Origin of the sequence: Candidatus Pantoea rara (genome assembly GCF_051136265.1) — a bacterium.
GTDB classification, from domain to species: Bacteria; Pseudomonadota; Gammaproteobacteria; order Enterobacterales; family Enterobacteriaceae; genus Pantoea; species Pantoea rara.
Genome location: NZ_CP194944.1, coordinates 141322 through 159939, shown reverse-complemented (window position 1 = coordinate 159939; position 18618 = coordinate 141322). Strand labels below are relative to the sequence as shown.

The following is an 18618-nucleotide window of genomic DNA, read 5'->3' as shown; positions in this document are numbered from 1 at the left end:
TAGGAAGATCCGTGATGTGAACAGGCCAGAGCCGCTGTTACTCGATACAGTGGATACTATCACTCACTACAGCGGTTAATCTACTTACCATAGTGGTTATTTCTCTCGATACAGTGGTTACTTTACTCGCTATAGTGGTTAATGAACCTGTCTCAAGGCAGGCATACCGTGGCCTGGCGCTCTGCAGGGATCTTTAAGGAACTTATTAGGATCTTAAGAGGATCTGTTATTGGATCTATTCAGTGGATAACCCGGTAAAAATGCCAGCTGCAGGATGACTCAGGTTCCCTGCCTTTTCCCTGGATCATCGTCTTTCATCGCAAACGGTCAGTAAATCCCGAAAGCTGGACCTGCTCACTGTTATACACACGCTAAAAGGCCATTTACTCGCTACAGTGGTTGTTGCGTACTCGCCAGCGCGGTTGCTCTTCTCGCTATAGTGGTTGTTATACTCCCTATAGTGGTTATTCTTCTCGCTACAGTGGTTACTGACACCCTCTCAGGCCTTATGCCACAAGGCTTCAGACACTGTGGGGATCTGTTAAGGATCTCAATTTGATCTATTAGGGATCGACCCATTGGATCTGACCTGTGGATAACGGGGATAAAAGAGACAAAAACAAACTAATCGTGGAGTCGCAGATTTAATAAATTTCTTCCTGCTGTAGTGCAGTCATGATTAGCCACGAACAGTGGCTCAGCTGAAGATTAACCGTGAGGTGGTTTAACCCAAATGCCAGGTATAACTGCGATCTGCATTCACTAATGACAGATTAACGATAAGATAATTGAATTTTGATAGAAGACTCTGACGATCTGACAGTATTTTCACCCTGCATAAAATTCATTATGTTATTGATATATAATGATTTATTTTATTTTTTCATGGTGAAAAAACCCTATGATTCGACATGCGAGATCACCTCCCTGATATCACAGGGGTAGATAGAGTACTAAAACATAGGAAGTTTTGACGTGGAAGCCGACAATATATGATTTGATCAGAAACATCGGGTAATAAAGCCTGCTCACAGGAAATACGCCCATCAGCATAATGAATCTCTCTGGAAGAAGATCTGAAGTGTGAATGCCATGATTATTATGCAGGTGAAGCCAGTCACTCATAAGGGGAAATACAGAGATAACGGCCTAATGAAATTGGACTGGATACTATAGAACAAAGAATTGGAGCTTACGAAATTTCTGAATCACCGCTAACTGTATTGTTGAGAGTTCATACTCGTATTGTGATTACAAGTCCTTTGCCCTCGTTCATAAGTTTCAATGTGTTTGCTGCCAGATTAACGAAACGACTAAAGTGTTCGGGTAGAATATATTCCAATTATTTTGCTCTGACCTCCCCTGATTAAAGAACGCAATCATCCACTAGCACAAGAAAGATTGCTGCAAAGCAGTGTTAAAAAGTCGTCATCCAGCCAGGGTATGAGAGGGTCATGATACAGAAAATATGGCAAGAACAGATTAGCCAGATATGATCTACGTTAATCGATGTCAGCAGCGCCCCTTATATCAACTCACTTTACTATCAAACGCGAAAGTGTAAGCATAATGAGATGCTGTTTAAACGAAAATTTTCACCGTGCTGTTTAAGTTTTATGTAAATGATTTATAACGACTTTTATGCTATTTTCATCGTGAAAACACCCTCCGCAACACATCAGAAAACGCCATTAACCTTTTTTACTGACATGACCAGAATCCTTAGCCTTTTAAAACTCACCTGACTCTCTCTTCTCCATTTCAACATCACGGACAAGAAATCCAGGTTTTTGTCTTTTTTCTTATAAATTGGCAGGTAAACCCTTTTTGTGTAGTATGCAAAAAACATTAACGCAGAGGGTCTTATGAAGCGTGATTATGGTGGAGTGCTGGAAATGGCCACACGGGCCAATTCCATGTTACATGGATTGAGTAGCCACATTGAGCAGCAGCGTCAGGAATTTAACCAGACCGGTTTTTATCAGACCTTCTCGCGCAATGCTGTCGCGAATATGCCTTTGCTGAGTAAGCATGCTGTTGTCGCTGCCATTAATGATATGGAAGCAGCGGGCTATCAGTTTGGTAAGAAACAGACCGGTAGTACATCGCAATATGCCCTGACCATCGAAAACGTGGTCGATATCTATGCGCATCGTAAAATACCGAAATATCGCGATCGCCACGATGGTCCCTTTGTTGTCTTTGTTGTCAGCCTTAAAGGCGGCGTTTCTAAGACCGTCAGCACCGTCACACTGGCTCACGGTATGCGCGCCCATCCTTCTATGCTTCACAATGATCTGCGCATTCTGGTGATTGATTTGGATCCACAGGCATCGAGCACAATGTTCCTGAGCCACACCAACAGCGTAGGTTCCGTTCTGGAAACGGCAGCGCAGGCGATGCTTAACGATCTTGATGCAGACCAGCTTCGTGAACAATTTATTAAGCCAACCGTCATGCCAGGCGTAGATGTGATCCCGGCTTCTATCGACGATGGTTTTGTTGCCAGCGACTGGGAAGAGTTGGTAGCTGAACATCTGCCAGGTGTTGCACCTTCAGAGGTCTTACGCCGCAATGTGATTGATCGCCTGGCGGGAGATTACGATTTCATATTCCTTGATACGGGTCCTCATCTTGATTCCTTCATGCTGAATGCAATTGCAGCCAGTGATGTGTTGCTGACACCAACGCCGCCGGCGCAGGTCGATTTCCACTCCACCATGAAGTATCTGACGCGTCTGCCTGAAATGCTGGAACGTATAGAGTCCGAAGGTATCGAACCCCGACTCAAAGCTAATATCGGCTTTATGTCTAAGATGACCTCAAAACACGATCACCTGACTTCGCAAAGCTACGCCCGCGAAGTGTTTACCAAATCGATGCTGGACTGCAGCTTACCGCGACTCGATGGATTTGAACGCTGCGGAGAATCTTTTGATACGGTAATCAGCGCCAATCCTTCCTCCTATCCGGGCAGTGCAGACGCTCTGCGCAAAGCGAAATATGAAGCCGAGCAGTTCTCAAGAGCTGTGTTTGACCGCATCGAATATATCAGGAGTACCCTGTGAGCAAACCTATACAGCGCATTGGCCGCAAGTTTGGTGATTCTGCTATTGCAAACATGATTGACAGCAGCAGCCAGTCGCGCACCTTTACGCTGAAGTCGGGTGCTAAGGCGACCTTTGTCCGCCAGCTCATCCTGCATGATGATATTGAGGCCCGAACCAGCGTTGATCCAAAAATTAATGGCCGTGACCAGAGTACGCTGACGCCAGAATCACTTCAGGAAATTACCCGCACCATTACGCTGCAACAGTTCTTTCCGGCTATTGGTCGTGTCAACGGTGACAAAATTGAGATCATGGATGGCTCGCGCCGTCGTGCAGCGTGCATTCTTTCCGGTGCCAGTCTGGAAGTACTGGTCACCGCGGATGAACTGAGCCTCAGTGATGCGCGTCAGCTGGCCGCAGATATTCAGACTGCGAAGGAGCACAACCTGCGCGAATTAGGTTTGCGCTTTATGCTGATGAACGAAAATGGCATGAGCAAATCAGAAATTGCAAAGGCAGAAGGCATCTCTAACGCCAAAGTCTCACGTGCGTTCCAGGCAGCATCCGTACCCGCTGAGTTTATCGAACTCTTTCCGGTTGTCTCTGAGCTGACTCTACAGGATTATCAGTTGCTGCTTGATGTCTGGGAAGAGGCGAAAGCGGAAGCGGTTGAGGCCTCTTCACTGGTCAGCGAGATCCAGCAAAAGCTGAATGAAGATGTTTCCCTGCAAAGCACTAACGCAGATGATAAGAAAAGCGCTATCCTGAGTGGCTTCAAAAGCGCCCGTCGTCAGTTAAAAAAGCCGGTGCCCGTCAGCAAAACCGTGACAGAGAAATTGGCAACATTTTCCACGGCCAATACCTATGCACGTCGTAAGACTAATGATGAGAAGCGCACTGTCCAGTATGAATTCAGTCGTCTGCCAAAAGAGATAGCTGAACAGATCGATGCATCCATCAGACAAATACTCTCAACACTGAAGTAATCGTCATCACACGTGTGTAATGTCTGAACCGGCCGCTGTGCCGGTTATTTTTTATTCCACCCTCCACCTGCCTGTCTGAAGCATTATCCGTGCCTGACATCTTCACCCGATAAACTTCTCTGTTAATTACGCATCACTTTGGCACTGTAACGCTTGAACTCGTCACGGTTTAACGCTATAGCTAAAACGGTTTAGCTTTCGGGTTTAATTACAGGAGTCTTTTATGTCTGTTCGCGTATGGTGCCTCGGGGATGCCGTGGTCGATTTACTACCGGAAATGCCGGGTCGTCTTATGCAGTGTCCGGGCGGAGCACCCGCCAATGTCGCCGTTGGAATTTCCCGTCTGCAGGGAAACAGCGGTTTTATCGGTCGGGTAGGCGCTGATCCCTTTGGTGAGTTTATGCGACAGACGCTCAGTGAAGAGAAGGTCGATACCCGCTACATGATCGCTGATTCACAACACCGCACCTCAACCGTGGTGGTCGGGCTGGATGAGCAGGGCGAACGTTCCTTTACCTTTATGGTGCGGCCCAGTGCCGATCTGTTTCTTAAAACGTCCGACCTGCCGGAATTCCAGCGCGATGAATGGCTGCACTGCTGTTCGATCGCCCTGGCGGGAGAACCTTCCCGTACCGCGACGCTGACCGCGATGAAACGGATCCGTGCTGCAGGGGGGCATGTCAGCTTTGATGTAAATCTGCGTGAAGACCTCTGGCCCGATCAGGCACAGCTGCATGCGGTGGTCAACGAGGCGCTTAGTCATACCGACGTGGTCAAACTCTCAGACGAGGAACTTGATTTCCTCTGTCCGGGCCAGGAACCGGCTGTCAGCATGCCGCTGCTGGCCGAACGATTTGGCATTCGCTTGTTACTGGTGACGCGGGGCAGGGAAGGGGTGATCGCCTGCTATCAGGGCGAGATAACTCACCATGCCACTACGCCGGTGGACAGCGTTGATACCACAGGTGCAGGAGATGCCTTCGTGGCCGGTTTACTCTGGGGACTGGCGAAGTCAGGTCTGCCTGACGATGAATCAACGCTGACCATTTGTCTTGCCACAGCACAACGTTGTGGCGCGCTGGCAACCACCGCGAAAGGTGCCATGACAGCGCTTCCCTGGCTCCACCAGTTGGGCGATCTGGCCAGCTAATCGTCATGTAATGCTCCTGTTTTGAGAGCTATCTCACAATCACTAAACCGGTTTAGCTATTTTCATTGCAGAGGGAAATTACCCCTGGCTATGATTTGCGCCTAAACCGGTTTAGCAAAAATACCGGTGATGATAGCCTCTCCTCAGGGATATAAAAAAATGAAAAAAAGCACGTTAGCAGTCGCCCTATCTTTAATTTTAATTTCTCCATCAGTCTGGGCCGATCCCAGCATGAGCAGCATTGAAGCACGCCTTGCGGCGATGGAACTGCGACTGCAGGCAGCCGAGCAGCGGGCAAATGTCGCTGAAACCCGCGCTGAGGTTGCCGAAAAGCAGGCACAGGTGGCGGAGAAGCAGGCTCAGCAGTTGGCTACCGTGCAGCAGCAGACCCAGAATTCTACTGCTGACGTTGCTCAGCGCACCGCGAAGCTGGAACAAAAATCTGCCGATGAAGGTGGCTTTGAGTTCCACGGTTACGCCCGTTCCGGATTGCTGATGAACAGCTCAGCTGCCAAAACGCAGGGTGGCCCGACGGTCACTCCTGCCGGTGAAACCGGCGGTCACGTTGGACGTCTGGGTAATGAACCGGATACCTACGTTGAGCTCAATCTCGAACATAAGCAGACACTGGACAATGGCGCCACCACCCGCTTCAAAGCGATGCTGGCCGATGGACAGCGCACCTACAACGACTGGACGGCCGCCAGCAGCGATCTCAACCTGCGTCAGGCGTTTGTCGAACTCGGTCAGCTTCCAACGTTTACCGGCGCGTTCGATAACGCAACCGTATGGGCTGGTAAGCGTTTTGATCGTGATAACTTTGATATCCACTGGATCGACTCCGATGTGGTGTTCCTTGCCGGTACCGGTGCTGGTATTTACGACATGAAGTGGAGCGATCAGACGCGTAGTAATATCTCGCTGTATGGCCGTACCTTTGGCGACATCGAAAACAATGAAAATATGGCGCAGAACTACATCCTGTCGCTGAATAACTTTGTCGGCCCGGTGCAAATGATGGTCAGCGGTATGCGGGCGAAAGATAACGACGATCGCCGGGATATCGACGGGCTCAGGGTCAAAAGCGATGCGGCTGAAACCGGCGTACATGCGCTGCTTGGTCTGCATAACGACAGCTTCTATGGGCTGACAGAGGGCACATCGAAAACCGCACTGCTCTATGGTCATGGCCTGGGCGCAGAGGTGAAGTCGATTGGTTCTGACGGCGCACTGCTGCCAGAAGCGAACACCTGGCGGCTGGCGAGTTACGGGATCACCCCGCTGGGCGGTGGCTGGCACATTGCACCTGCCGTACTGGCACAGCGCAGTGACGATCGCTACGTCAAAGGGGACAGCTATGACTGGGCGACAGTCAACCTGCGGCTGATACAGGAAATCACCCAGAATTTTGAAATGCAGTATGAAGGATCTTATCAGTACATGGATCTGCGTCCGGAAGGCTACAACAACCGTAATGCGGTCAGCGGCAGCTTCACCAAACTCACCGTTGCACCCACCCTGAAAGCCGGTGACGTCGGTGACTTCCTTAAGCGTCCGGAAATTCGACTGTTTGCCACCTGGATGAACTGGGATCACCGGCTGGATAACTATGCCAGTGACGACGCGTTCGGCAGCAAAGGCTTTGACGCCGGTGGCGAATGGAACTTCGGCGTACAGATGGAAACCTGGTTCTGATCGGGTGGCCCCGGATGCCGGGGCCTTAAATCCACGCGGATAAAAACATAACGAGACTGAGGTGTGTATGGACTATGTAAAAATATCGCGGGCACTGTTGCCTCTGCTGGGTGGCAAAGAGAACATTGCCAGCGCAGCGCACTGTGCGACACGGCTGCGGCTGGTGCTGGCAGATGATGAGAAAGCGGACACCACGGCGATTGGCCGGATTGAAGGCGTTAAGGGCTGCTTCCGCAATGCGGGACAGCTTCAGGTTATCTTCGGCACCGGCGTGGTGAACAAGGTCTACGCCGCCTTTATCGCCGAGGCGGGTATCAGCGAATCGAGCAAGTCTGAGGCCGCGGATATTGCTGCGCGTAAGCTCAATCCTTTCCAGCGCATCGCCCGCCTGCTGTCGAACATCTTTGTGCCGATCATTCCGGCGATTGTGGCGTCAGGTCTGCTGATGGGCCTGCTGGGGATGGTCAAAACCTACGGCTGGGTTAATCCGGAAAATGCACTCTACATCATGCTGGATATGTGCAGCTCTGCGGCCTTTATTATTCTGCCGATCCTGATTGGCTTTACTGCAGCGCGCGAGTTTGGTGGTAACCCATTCCTCGGGGCGACGCTGGGCGGCATTCTGACCCACCCGGCGCTGACCAACGCCTGGGGCGTCGCAGCCGGTTTCCACACCATGAACTTCTTCGGCATTGAAGTGGCAATGATCGGCTATCAGGGTACGGTGTTCCCGGTGCTGCTGGCGGTCTGGTTTATGAGTCTGCTGGAAAAGCAGCTGCGTCGGGTTATCCCGGATGCGCTGGATCTGATCCTGACCCCGTTCCTGACGGTGATTATCTCCGGCTTCATTGCGCTGCTGATTATTGGCCCTGCGGGTCGTATGCTGGGTGATGGTATCTCCTTTGTCCTCAGCACCCTGATTGCGCACGCTGGCTGGCTGGCGGGACTGGTGTTTGGTGGGCTTTATTCGGTCATTGTCATCACCGGCGTCCATCACAGCTTCCATGCGATTGAGGCAGGACTGCTGGGCAATCCTTCGATCGGCGTGAACTTTCTGCTGCCCATCTGGGCGATGGCGAACGTGGCTCAGGGTGGGGCCTGTCTGGCGGTGTGGTTCAAAACCCGTGATGCGAAGATCAAAGCAATTTCGTTGCCCTCAGCGTTTTCAGCGCTGCTGGGGATCACCGAGGCGGCGATTTTTGGTATCAACCTGCGGTTTATGAAACCTTTTATCGCCGGATTAGTGGGGGGCGCACTGGGCGGAGCGTGGGTGGTTTCGGTTCATGTTTATATGACGGCGGTCGGACTGACGGGTCTGCCGGGCATGGCGATTGTCCAGGCTGGCTCTCTGCTGAATTATGTTATCGGCATCGCCATCGCCTTTACTACCGCGTTTGTGATCTCTTACCTGCTCAAATACAAAACGGATGCTGAATAATGGCCTCATCAACACGTCTTGCCGCCATTCTCCAGGCGGTGATGAAGGGTATGCCGAAGGCGCTTAGCGACAGCCATTATCCAGGCTGGCATCTGGCGCCGGTAACCGGGCTGCTTAACGATCCCAACGGCTTCATTCATTTTGACGGCCACTTTCATCTCTTCTACCAGTGGAATGCGCTGGGCTGTGCGCATCAGCACAAGTGTTGGGGACACTGGCGCTCAGCCGATCTGCTGCACTGGGAACATCAGCCCATCGCCCTGATGCCGGATGAGGCGTATGACCGCAGCGGCTGCTACTCCGGCAGCGCGGTAGACGACAACGGTCGGCTGACGCTGATCTACACCGGCAACGTGAAGTTTGATGATGGCTCGCGAACGGCGTGGCAGTGTCTGGCGCAGCAAAATAGCGCGGGGGGGTTTGATAAACTCGGCCCGGTCATCGCCGTGCCAGAGGGCTATACCGGCCACGTTCGCGATCCCAAAGTCTGGCGTCACAAAGATGACTGGTACATGGTGCTGGCCGCGCAGAATACGCAGCTGCAGGGCAGGGTGCTGCTGTTGCGTTCTGCCGACCTGCGGGAGTGGGAGAATCTCGGTGAGATCGCGGGCAGTGAACGGGGTGGTCTGGGTGCCGCGGGCTACATGTGGGAGTGCCCGGATATGTTTATGCTTGGCGACAGCACCTATCTGATCTGCTGTCCGCAGGGCATCGCGTCTGAAGAGAAGCGCTATCTTAACAGTCACGCCTGCGCCTGGCTGAGTGGCTCGCTGGATTATCAGCAGCCTGCATACCCGCACGGGCCGCTGAATGAAATGGATGCCGGATTTGAATTTTATGCACCGCAAACCACGCTGACCGCAGATGGCCGGCGTCTGCTGGTGGGCTGGATGGGGACGCCGGATGGCGAAGAGATGGCTCAGCCCACTGTCGCGCAGGGCTGGATCCATCAGATGACGTGTGTGCGTGAGCTGAGTTCACACAATGGGCGGCTCTTTCAGCAGCCCGTGGCGGAGCTGCAGGCGTTGCGGCAGAAAGAGCAGCACTATCAGGGTCGCGCCGATCATACACCACCGATCGGCGCACAGCGGCTGGAGCTGGAACTGGAATGTCAGGGCGACATTGAACTCAATTTCGCCGATACGCTGATCCTGACGTGGCAACAGAATGAACTGCGGCTTGCCCGTCGCAGTCTGGTGACGGGCGAATGGACATACCGTTACTGGACTGGCACAGCACGCCGGTTGCAGATCCTGTGTGATCACTCCAGCGTTGAGATCTTCATCAACGGTGGGGAAGGTGTGATGAGCAGCCGCTATTTTCCGGACCAGCCGGCACTGCTGACCCTGCGCGGGCGCGCAGAACTGCAGGCCCGCTACTGGTCGTTACGTCGCTGCATGGTAGAATAAGCGCTTGTTTCATTAACCGATGCCTTGCTGTGAGAAAAACAAAACGCGTTACTATCAGTGACATTGCTGGGCTGGCTGGCGTTTCAAAAGCCACTGCAAGCCTTGTGCTCAACGGTCGTGGCGAAGAGTTACGGGTTGCGAAGGAGACGCGTGAGCGGGTTCTGTCACTTGCCCGTGAACACCACTATCAGCCCAGTATCCACGCCCGGATGCTGCATGATGCCCGCAGTCATACGCTGGGGCTGGTGGTGCCGGAAATGACTAACCACGGCTTTGCGGCCTTTTCTCACGCGCTGGAAAATCTCTGCCGCGCGGCCGGTCTGCAACTGCTTATCTCCTGCACTGACGAAAATGCCGGGCAGGAGATGGCCGTGGTCAACAATCTGGTGTCGCGTCAGGTCGACGGGCTGATTGTGGCTTCCAGTATGCTGAACGACAGCGACTATGTCAGCCTCAGCGAACAGCTTCCGGTGCTGCTGTTTGACCGCCATATGAATCACACGCAGCTGCCGTGGGTCATCACCGACTCGGTGACGCCAACTGCTGAGCTGGTTGAAAAGCTGGCCCGCACCTCTCCGGAGGAGATCTACTTTATGGGCGGGCAGTCCGATCTCTCACCGACACAGGATCGTCTTGCGGGATTCAGAGAGGGACTGTCGCGGGCGGGCGTGACGCTGCAGCCGGAGTGGATTATTCAGGGTAACTACCATCCCGGCAGTGGCTACGAGATGTTTGCTGCACTCTGTAAGCGGCTGGGACGTCCACCTAAAGCGATGTTCACCGCCGCCTGTGGCCTGCTGGAGGGGGTGCTGCGCTACATTAGCGAGCATAATCTGCTGACCAGCGACATCCGTATCGCCAGTTTTGATGACCACTACCTCTATGATTCACTCTCCATTCCCATCGACACCGTGGAGCAGAATGTCCCGGCACTCGCACAGGCCTGCTTCTCAATGCTGACCACCATGATCGCCGGTGAAGATCCGGTTAACAGCCAGCTTATCCTGCCCGCTACGCTGCGGCTGCGTGGCTGATCGCCGGGCGCTTCTGGCCCGGCAATACCGTATCTCACCACTCGACCGGCAGGGCGCTGACGCCGCGCAGGTTGGCCCTGTGATTGCGGCGAACGCCAGCGGTCACAGGGCGCATCTCTGGCAGTCGGGTCAGCAATACCTCTAACGCCACCTCCATTTCCGCCAGTGCCAGCCGATAGCCCATGCAGTGATGAATCCCGCCCCCGAATGCCAGGCAGCGTCCTTCATTCCGGCGGATATTTACCCGCTCCGGCGAGGTAAAGACCAGAGGATCGTGATTGGCTGCGCCCAGACTCAGAAAGAACCGCGTTCCGGGGGGTATCAGCTGGCCTGCTACCTCAATTTCTTGCAGAGTGGTGCGATAAAGCATCTGAACCGAACTGTCGTAACGCAGACATTCCTGAATGGCATCGGGTATCAGCCCATGATTCTGCTTCAGGCACGCCAGTTCCTGCGGATGGTCATGCAGGGCCAGAATGGTGTTGCAGAGCATATTTGACGTTGTCTCATGACCGGCAAGAAAAAGCAGTATCACATTGGCAATAATCTCATCGTGACTCAGCCGGTCGCCATCACTGCCGCTGCGCAGAAAAAGCGACACCAAATCACTGGCGGTGCTGTGACGCCGGGAGACGATCAGTGCGCTGAAGTAACTTTCCAGCACGGAAAAAGCATCAGCGGCGGCCTGCAGATCCGCCGGGCTGATTTGTGGGTCGAAAACCTTGACCAGTGCTGAGGTAAGGCGGCCCAGTTCAGGCGCATCTGACTCTGAGACATCCAGCATCCTGCAGATAATGCGCACCGGAAGCGGAAAAGCAAACGCCTGAGCCAGATCGCAGGTGCGATGGGCAGCCAGAGCATCTACCAGTTCATTGGCTACTGTCAGCGCCATCTCCCTGAGAGGTTTAATCTCCCGGGCGCTGAATGCCTTCATGACCAGTCCTCTTAACCGGTTATGATCCGGCGGATTGAGCACCAGAAACATTCTGCTGATCCCCTGAAACAGCGGCATGTCGGCGGCATCCTCACCAAATCTTAGCCTGACACTTTCCATATAGTTCTTACCGACCCGCCGATCGTTCAACAGGGCGTCCACCACCGCATGACTGCCGCTGATGATGATCCTGTTTCCTGCAGGGATAAGCGGTCCCTGACGATGGAGTTTCCGATAAAGCGCAATAGGATTGTCAGCATAATCGGGGTTCATGAGTTCATGAAGTTGCATAGCTCACTCTGCTCCGGATGTATTAATACAGACGCTGAATGCGGGAGAGGGCAGCACAAAGGCTGTTTTTATCATTTTCACTGAGGTGGGATGCCGTGAGTTGTGACATCAGAAACGCGTTGTCATCCTGCGAGAAGGTACCGGTCATCAGGCGCTGGCTGATCGCAGTCAGGATTTGGGTATCAAGCCGCTCTATCTGCTGGCGGGTCTCGGCCAGATCCGTGACCGGGAGGTCACTGTCCGGTGATGAAAGCCAGTCAGCCCGATAGCGATACTGAATCGCTTTACTGGCATTCATCAGCGCATGAACAAACGGCCCCACGGAGTGCGGCTCAAGCCCGGCATGCTGAGCGTTCTGCAGCATATGATCCAGCACCACCTGCTCCCTTGGCAGATCCTCGACAGGCAAATGATGCAGTGCTTTGTAACCCGCTACGGCTTTCATCACCTGCATCCGTTCATTGAGCGCGGAAGACAGTGATCCAAGAGAAACAGAAGAAACCGAACCTGCAAAAACGTTACTACACATAAACAGTGAAGAGAAAAAGATTGCCACAAAGTGAGTCATTTGCCTGCTCCGTTGATAGAACTGGCACTAATTTATGCATGAAAATGTCACCTGATGTGATTATTTTGTTTTCAAAATGTGAATCGCAAGGCAGGACAGTGAGATGAAGGCAGGTAACTAATTTTGAAGTTTTTTTTTATTTTTTCGGTCATGAAAACTTCATATTGATCTGCAACACTGCCTGGTTAGCTGCTGATACAGCTGGGCTGATTTGACTCTCCTGAAGCGATCCGCATCGCGCCAGCAATTATCTGCGACGCCACGAAGGCGTTTACGCGGCGTGTTTCATCGTGCGCACAGGGATCAGGGATACGATGTGCCGCGAGTGTGGCGCTTTTAGCAGCAAAAAGAGGGTGATATGTCGGTAACTCAGGTTATTGTTGATGGTAAAAGTGTCGTGGAGTTCGTTAAGCGTCTGGGAAAACAGGCGGCAAACCGGGTAGATATGAACGGGCATAGAGGGCTAAAAACAGCACCAAAATCGCCCAGGAAAAAGTAAATAGTGCGTTTGATGCAAAATGGATCAGCGCAGAAGAGAGCCTGAGCCTGAAGCAGCGCGTTTACAGCGTTCAGGATAAGTTGATTGAACTGGCATTAGGGTGATTTTAAATAACGACATGGTTCGGCGCTAAATCAGCAGGGGTTAAAAACTGATATTTCAGCACGCAGCGCCGTCCGGCATTTTGTGCGCTTCGCAGTGAAGGCGTATTACCGGGCAAAATGGTGCCTGTCAGCAGCGCTCTCTCACCATAGTGATGATGAAGCTGCTGCAGCAAATGCTGCTGAGCGCGTGCGGCGAGTCCACGGCCCTGATAAGCAGGCATAATCACTTCATCCATGATCTGAAATCCCTCAATAAAGGTCAGTCTCCGGCGAACACATATCATCATTCCTGCCACCGTTCCCTGCCAGACAATCAAAAGCACATGTCCTCCGGCGATATCTTCCCGTAACTCCTGCCTGCTCGATGCCATCAGCTGATCACGCAGATGCGGCAACGTGTGCCAGCTGGCGCGATAGGCGTGGTTAATCGCCTGGATACAGGCGGAATAATCTTTCCGTCCGGCTTTCACCAGTGAAATGTCTTCGTCGGGGGGCGCAGCGAGTGTAGCCGGATCGCTTATGAATATCAGTTGATCGGTTAAACCGATATCCGGATGGCTTGCGGGCAACAGGATACGCAGCTTTAAGGGGTTAATCTTCTGCCACGCCTGCATGATGACAGAAGCGATCGTGTAATCGATGGGACCATCACGGGCCACGATCTCAATAAAAGGCTGGGCAGGATCGCCACCCAAATAGCGTGGCCCGGTGAGATATCGCTGGCCGTTCACCGTCAGTTCACGCTGCAAAAAGGTGTGCTGGGGCAGACCTGTTTCACGCCAGGGAAAGTTGGCAGAGAAATGATGATCGTGGCATCGGGTCTGCTCCTGCGCCAGCCAGCTGGCAACCCAGTCGCGGAGGCAGTCAGATGAGACAGGAACAGTACGGTAAAGCGACACCATATAATCCAGCATAAGATTCCTTATTGCCCGCCGTCAGTGGTCTCCTGCCTCTTTCCGCGATCTGTCTGAACCATTGCCAGTGTGCAGATGAGGCTGCTGAGAGTGTAAACGATGTGCTCTGTTAAAGACCATCTCAACCTGCCAGCCAGCGCCATTCCTTTCCTGCAGCATGAAAGCCGGACGGTATGAGGCTGAAAAGGTGAGCAGTTAAATATCATCCTTTGCGATCACGTCTTGTTGCCACTTCCGGTACTGATTTAAAAGCAGGCAGAAAGAGTTTTTCGACTCTGACCGGAGGCGAAATAGATGGTCAAATTAATTGACTAAATAAGGCAAGGTTGCCCAAAAAAATAAATGAGAAATAAAATACATAATTTTTACGTAAATATTACGGAATCAGATAATCGGCAGGCAATAAATGGATTATGCTAAAGGGGCTGTTCAATAATTATAAAATATCCGATCCTTTTAACACCCGGGGGTTACATGGTTCATATTGATTTATGCACCAAAGAGGGCGTGATGAAAGCATATGCTTTTCAGACGCCTATGCAGGCAATGACCCTGCTCGAAACCATTAAAAATGATGATTTTCAGTGGTTTAATCTGGAGTGGGACGGGCGTCGTTTTAACTGTCCACATCAGTTTATTAAAAGACTCAGCAGCCGTTCGTATATCAAAGCATTCTGGCGTTAAGCAATTTAAATGTTCATGCCTATTCATAATTACCTGTAGCTGATGCTGGTTTAATTAAACTGTTCGACGCCCATTTTAGTCGTGATGATAAATGGGGCAGACTCTGCCCCGTTATTTTAAACCTGCGGAAGCCGTTATCGTCGCGGTCGACACGAATAATAGCGCGTTCTCTGCACAGATCCTGAATCAGTTAGTTTCATTATTACCGCTTAATCATTTTCTGCTGATTAATGTCATGGCCCTCTGAACGCTGAACCCGGCTTTATGTAACGCCAGGCGATTTTGTGCTGCGCCCGGCAATACGTCGTAATTCTCACTAAATCCTCTTCTATTCGGCCCTTGACCGGAAGCGTCAACTGTTACACTTAAATGACTCTTAATCCGGATACTGACCGCAATGCCCCATGAAAAATGCGCCTTCGTTCACTGCTGACTCTGCTTTCCATTGGCGGCGTTATTCTGACTTCCGGTCTGCTGCTGAGTGCGCTGCTGCTGTTTCAGAAGGCTAATATCGAAGACAGCCTGCTTGAAGGGAACATTGCCTATGCCCGTAAACTGGCTGATACCACCGATCGTTATCTTGCGACAGCGCAACGTGAACTGGCCTGGAGTGCCTCGCAGATCAAGGCGCTGAGCAATATTGACCAACTGAAAGGGGAGACCGAACGTCTGCGAATGCAGTCGGGCTTTTTTAATTCGGTGCTGGTGGTCAATCATGATGCCATCATTGCAGCCACCTCACCCGACAGTCTTAATCTGATTGGCATAAAGCTGCACTCGGCTGCCAGCCTGCAGGCCATTGCGACCCAGAAGCCCTTTATATCTGCACCATTTACCTCTGCAGCGGGTAACTATGTGGTGTTTTTATCACAACCCTTGTTCAGCGAAGAAGGCCACTATCTGGGCTACATTGGCGGCACCATCTATCTCAAAAAACAGAGCATGCTGAGTGAGATCCTGAGTCAGCATTTTTATAACAAAGGATCAACGGTCAGCGTGGTCAGCAATGATGGACTGATTATTTTCAGTCACGACCCGGCGCTCGTCGGAACAAAGATGCTGCTCAGCCTGGCATTACAGAAGCGCCTTGCTAACACTGAAAGCGGGCACTTCACGCTGGAGAATAACGGACAGAGCTACCTGACCGGTTATGGCACGCTGCATAAAACTGGCTGGAATGTATTTATTACCGGCACTTCTGAAACGGTCAGGCATATTCTGATGCGCACGGCGGAAAGCGCAGTCTGGTTCGTTCTGGGCATTATTATTGTGACAGCGGGCGTTATTGCTTTTATGGCAGGGCGGATTGCTTCTCCACTGGAAAAGCTGGCGGACAGAGTGCGCGATGGTGGCAGCGAAGCGCAGGCGGAATCACTCGCCACGGTTAAAACCTGGTATTACGAGGCAGACCGGCTCAAAGAAGCGGTGCAGGCGCATCGCCACGCCGTTGCGGGCCATATGGCCGCGCTGAATGATGAAGCGATGACCGATCCACTGACCGGGCTTTGCAACCGCCGCGGGTTTTCGGCGCTCGCGGCGCAGTCAGACAGCGAGCATGAACAGTGTGCCATCGCTATAGACATTGACCATTTTAAAAAGATTAACGACTGGTACGGGCATGACGCAGGCGACGCAGTACTGGTTAGCCTGGCGACCTTGCTGCGTCAGCTCTGCCGCACCGGCGATATCGTCAGCCGGTTTGGTGGCGAGGAGTTTATTCTGCTGCTGCCACACACCACGCTGGCAGATGCCGCGCGCACGGCAGAACGCATCCGTGAAACTGTCAGCACCACGACCTTCCCGTTTGCCGGAACGGTGACGATATCAGCAGGCGTGGCTTTCCGGGGTGAACAGGCTGGCGATCGCGAAGCGCTGCTGCGGCGTGCCGATGAAGCGCTCTACGAGGCAAAAGCTGCCGGGCGCAATACCGTGATGATTGCCAGGGCAGAGGGCTTCCACGCCATTGAGTCGGTCAGGTAATAATCGGGGGCTGGTGGAGGAGGCTCAGCACTTACTGCGTAATCGCCAGCCGAGCCACTCATCCAATGCCGCTTCCGGCAGCGGCCTGGAGTAGAAAAATCCCTGTGCCTGGTCGCAGCCAAACTCAGTCAGCGCCGTGACGGTTTCCGCATTCTCCACCCCCTCAGCCAGCACCATGTAATCGAGATCCTTGAGCATCGAAATAATACTGCGGGCGATGACGCGCGATGCGGTGTCAGACGAAATTTCGCTAATCAGTGAACGGTCCAGCTTGATCACGTCCAGTGGCATACGTCGAAGATAGCTGATGTTGCTGTAGCCGGTGCCAAAGTCATCCAGTGAAATACCAAATCCACGAAGCTTTAGCATCTCAAGACCCTGCATTGCAGTCGGGCTTTCCAGAATCCGTTCTGTCTCCAGGCACTCAATGCCCAGCAGCGAAACCGGCAGCTTCTCCCTGATCATCCGCTCTTCCAGATCGTCGGCAAAACCGTCGCGGGAAAAATCACTGCTGCTGACGTTAATGGTGATGGGCAGCTGAATATAACTGTTACGCAGCCGGGAGAGCCTGGCGATGGCGTGCTCTGTGACCCATGTCGTCAGCTCACTGAGTAGCTCGGTCTGGCCGGCAAAAGGTAAAAACTGTGCAGGCGATAGTTCACCGTGCTGCGGATGCTGCCAGCGGATCAGTGCTTCCAGTCCAATCGGCTTGCCGCTGTGCAGACAGATTTTAGGCTGATAGGCGAGCCACAATCCCTTATCCTGGCGTATAGCCATGGCCAGGTCATGCATCAGAGTGAAATCCTGGGTGTGGCGCGTATCGGTGGCCTCACTGAAAGGCATCGAGGCCACGTTGCGGGTAATGGCCTCATGCAGCGCGCTGACTGCACGCCGCAGGATCTCCTGAGCGGGCATCTCTCCGGTGTTGAAGCTCGCTTCCCCGGTGTAGGTCATCAGTGCAACCGACAGCCCATCGCCAATATCCGCACTGATTCCGGCCAGCTCCGTTGCCACCCAGTCGGCATTGAGTCTGCTCTCCTGACGTGTCAGCAGGGCAAAGCGTCCGGTTGCAACGGTATAGAGCATCTCACCCGGCGCAGGACGCAGGCGTAGCGGCAGCAGTGTCGCCACATCTTTCAGCAGGCTTTCAACTGGCCCCATGCCCATTGAGCGCGCAAGCTCATAAGCCCGCGGCATATCAATACAGTCAATCAGCACCAGCCGCCGTGGCGTCGTGTCTCCGGAGGCGGCAAGAAACTGCAGGTCACGAATCAGACGCTGACGGTTGGGCAGGCCGGTTACCGGATCGGCAAACCCCGCCGAGTGCCAGGCATCAAGAAATGACATCACCAGTGTCGCCAGCATTTTTAGCATCGCCACCTGATCGTCACTGAAAAGATGAGGAGCCGTGTCGGTCACGCATAACGTACCCAGGATCAGACCCGTGCTGCTTTTCAGCGGAACACCGGCATAGAAGCGGATATAAGGCGCACCAGTAATCAGCGGATGTGAAGCAAAGCGGGTATCCAGCAACGTATCGGGCACGACTACAGTGCTGTCACTGTCCACTGCATGCCGGCAGAGGGAATCCTGCCGTGAGGATTGGGTGAGGGTGAAATTGTGCGCAGCCTTAACATGCTGCATCTCATCATCCAGAACAGAGATAAAGCTGCCGGGAATACCGAGTGCCTGGCTGGACAGCCGGACGAACTGTCGCAACACATCGTCACGACTTTCGTCGTTACTGCGAAGCGCATGCAGGGTTCGCGTACGGCATTCGTCGCCGCCGCTATGGCTCATAAGCATGGATTCCTCCGCACCGGCTGATTACGGCACGAAATTAAACAGAAAAATTAAAGGGTATGGTGTTATGACTACAGGC

Annotated in this window: 13 protein-coding genes; 9 read left to right on the top strand and 4 right to left on the bottom strand. The window is 52.9% G+C overall.

Annotated elements, in window-relative coordinates:
- The first annotated feature begins 1865 nt into the window (after positions 1-1865).
- The 7 genes from ACR8BF_RS21400 to ACR8BF_RS21370 all read left to right on the top strand — a co-directional run bounded on the left by ACR8BF_RS21400 (position 1866) and on the right by ACR8BF_RS21370 (position 10762).
- Positions 1866-3068, top strand: coding sequence for an AAA family ATPase (locus ACR8BF_RS21400; RefSeq protein ID WP_179899134.1), 1203 nt, complete (start codon positions 1866-1868; stop codon positions 3066-3068).
- Positions 3065-4036 (top strand): ParB family protein, encoded by a 972-nt coding sequence (locus ACR8BF_RS21395; protein ID WP_434746254.1) that lies wholly within the window; start codon positions 3065-3067, stop codon positions 4034-4036. The genes ACR8BF_RS21400 and ACR8BF_RS21395 overlap by 4 nt, the downstream gene beginning before the upstream one ends.
- Positions 4037-4259: 223 nt before the next feature.
- Complete coding sequence (locus ACR8BF_RS21390; RefSeq protein ID WP_313537211.1) at positions 4260-5186, top strand: aminoimidazole riboside kinase; 927 nt, start codon at positions 4260-4262, stop codon at positions 5184-5186.
- Between the two features lie 159 nt (positions 5187-5345).
- Positions 5346-6881 (top strand): carbohydrate porin, encoded by a 1536-nt coding sequence (locus tag ACR8BF_RS21385; protein WP_434746253.1) that lies wholly within the window; start codon positions 5346-5348, stop codon positions 6879-6881.
- 67 nt (positions 6882-6948) lie between these two features.
- Positions 6949-8319 (top strand): sucrose-specific PTS transporter subunit IIBC, encoded by a 1371-nt coding sequence (locus ACR8BF_RS21380; RefSeq protein WP_179899130.1) that lies wholly within the window; start codon positions 6949-6951, stop codon positions 8317-8319.
- On the top strand, positions 8319-9728 hold the full coding sequence (locus tag ACR8BF_RS21375; protein ID WP_434746252.1) for a sucrose-6-phosphate hydrolase: 1410 nt from the start codon (positions 8319-8321) through the stop codon (positions 9726-9728). The genes ACR8BF_RS21380 and ACR8BF_RS21375 overlap by 1 nt, the downstream gene beginning before the upstream one ends.
- A 29-nt stretch (positions 9729-9757) precedes the next feature.
- On the top strand, positions 9758-10762 hold the full coding sequence (locus tag ACR8BF_RS21370) for a substrate-binding domain-containing protein (protein WP_434746251.1): 1005 nt from the start codon (positions 9758-9760) through the stop codon (positions 10760-10762).
- A gap of 34 nt (positions 10763-10796) precedes the next feature.
- On the opposite strand, the gene ACR8BF_RS21365 is transcribed toward ACR8BF_RS21370, so the two are convergent.
- The 3 genes from ACR8BF_RS21365 to ACR8BF_RS21355 all read right to left on the bottom strand — a co-directional run bounded on the left by ACR8BF_RS21365 (position 10797) and on the right by ACR8BF_RS21355 (position 14072).
- Positions 10797-11987, bottom strand: coding sequence for a cytochrome P450 (locus ACR8BF_RS21365; RefSeq protein WP_434746250.1), 1191 nt, complete (start codon positions 11985-11987; stop codon positions 10797-10799).
- Positions 11988-12009: 22 nt separating this feature from the next.
- Complete coding sequence (locus ACR8BF_RS21360) at positions 12010-12555, bottom strand: chorismate mutase (protein WP_434746249.1); 546 nt, start codon at positions 12553-12555, stop codon at positions 12010-12012.
- 605 nt (positions 12556-13160) lie between these two features.
- Positions 13161-14072, bottom strand: coding sequence for a GNAT family N-acetyltransferase (locus ACR8BF_RS21355; protein WP_434746248.1), 912 nt, complete (start codon positions 14070-14072; stop codon positions 13161-13163).
- A gap of 474 nt (positions 14073-14546) precedes the next feature.
- Between ACR8BF_RS21355 and ACR8BF_RS21350 the strand changes: the two genes are divergently transcribed.
- Together ACR8BF_RS21350 and ACR8BF_RS21345 are read left to right on the top strand one after the other, a co-directional pair.
- Positions 14547-14756, top strand: coding sequence for a hypothetical protein (locus ACR8BF_RS21350; protein WP_179899124.1), 210 nt, complete (start codon positions 14547-14549; stop codon positions 14754-14756).
- Between the two features lie 411 nt (positions 14757-15167).
- Positions 15168-16736 carry a diguanylate cyclase gene (locus tag ACR8BF_RS21345; protein ID WP_434746247.1) on the top strand — a complete coding sequence of 523 codons (1569 nt, stop codon included), beginning with the start codon at positions 15168-15170 and terminating at the stop codon, positions 16734-16736.
- A gap of 24 nt (positions 16737-16760) precedes the next feature.
- On the opposite strand, the gene ACR8BF_RS21340 is transcribed toward ACR8BF_RS21345, so the two are convergent.
- Entirely contained in the window at positions 16761-18542 is a 1782-nt protein-coding gene (locus ACR8BF_RS21340) for a sensor domain-containing phosphodiesterase (RefSeq protein WP_314985691.1), read from the bottom strand.
- Positions 18543-18618: the final 76 nt, after the last annotated feature.

What these genes read in the sequence shown, in the direction of transcription:
- ACR8BF_RS21375 (WP_434746252.1), top strand. Translation starts at nt 8,319, where the DNA reads ATGGCCTCATCAACACGTCTTGCCGCCATTCTCCAGGCGGTGATGAAG.
- ACR8BF_RS21350 (WP_179899124.1), top strand. Translation starts at nt 14,547, where the DNA reads ATGGTTCATATTGATTTATGCACCAAAGAGGGCGTGATGAAAGCATAT.
- ACR8BF_RS21390 (WP_313537211.1), top strand. Translation starts at nt 4,260, where the DNA reads ATGTCTGTTCGCGTATGGTGCCTCGGGGATGCCGTGGTCGATTTACTA.
- ACR8BF_RS21400 (WP_179899134.1), top strand. Translation starts at nt 1,866, where the DNA reads ATGAAGCGTGATTATGGTGGAGTGCTGGAAATGGCCACACGGGCCAAT.
- ACR8BF_RS21355 (WP_434746248.1), bottom strand. Translation starts at nt 14,072, where the DNA reads ATGCTGGATTATATGGTGTCGCTTTACCGTACTGTTCCTGTCTCATCT.
- ACR8BF_RS21360 (WP_434746249.1), bottom strand. Translation starts at nt 12,555, where the DNA reads ATGACTCACTTTGTGGCAATCTTTTTCTCTTCACTGTTTATGTGTAGT.
- ACR8BF_RS21385 (WP_434746253.1), top strand. Translation starts at nt 5,346, where the DNA reads ATGAAAAAAAGCACGTTAGCAGTCGCCCTATCTTTAATTTTAATTTCT.
- ACR8BF_RS21380 (WP_179899130.1), top strand. Translation starts at nt 6,949, where the DNA reads ATGGACTATGTAAAAATATCGCGGGCACTGTTGCCTCTGCTGGGTGGC.
- ACR8BF_RS21345 (WP_434746247.1), top strand. Translation starts at nt 15,168, where the DNA reads ATGCGCCTTCGTTCACTGCTGACTCTGCTTTCCATTGGCGGCGTTATT.
- ACR8BF_RS21365 (WP_434746250.1), bottom strand. Translation starts at nt 11,987, where the DNA reads ATGCAACTTCATGAACTCATGAACCCCGATTATGCTGACAATCCTATT.
- ACR8BF_RS21340 (WP_314985691.1), bottom strand. Translation starts at nt 18,542, where the DNA reads ATGCTTATGAGCCATAGCGGCGGCGACGAATGCCGTACGCGAACCCTG.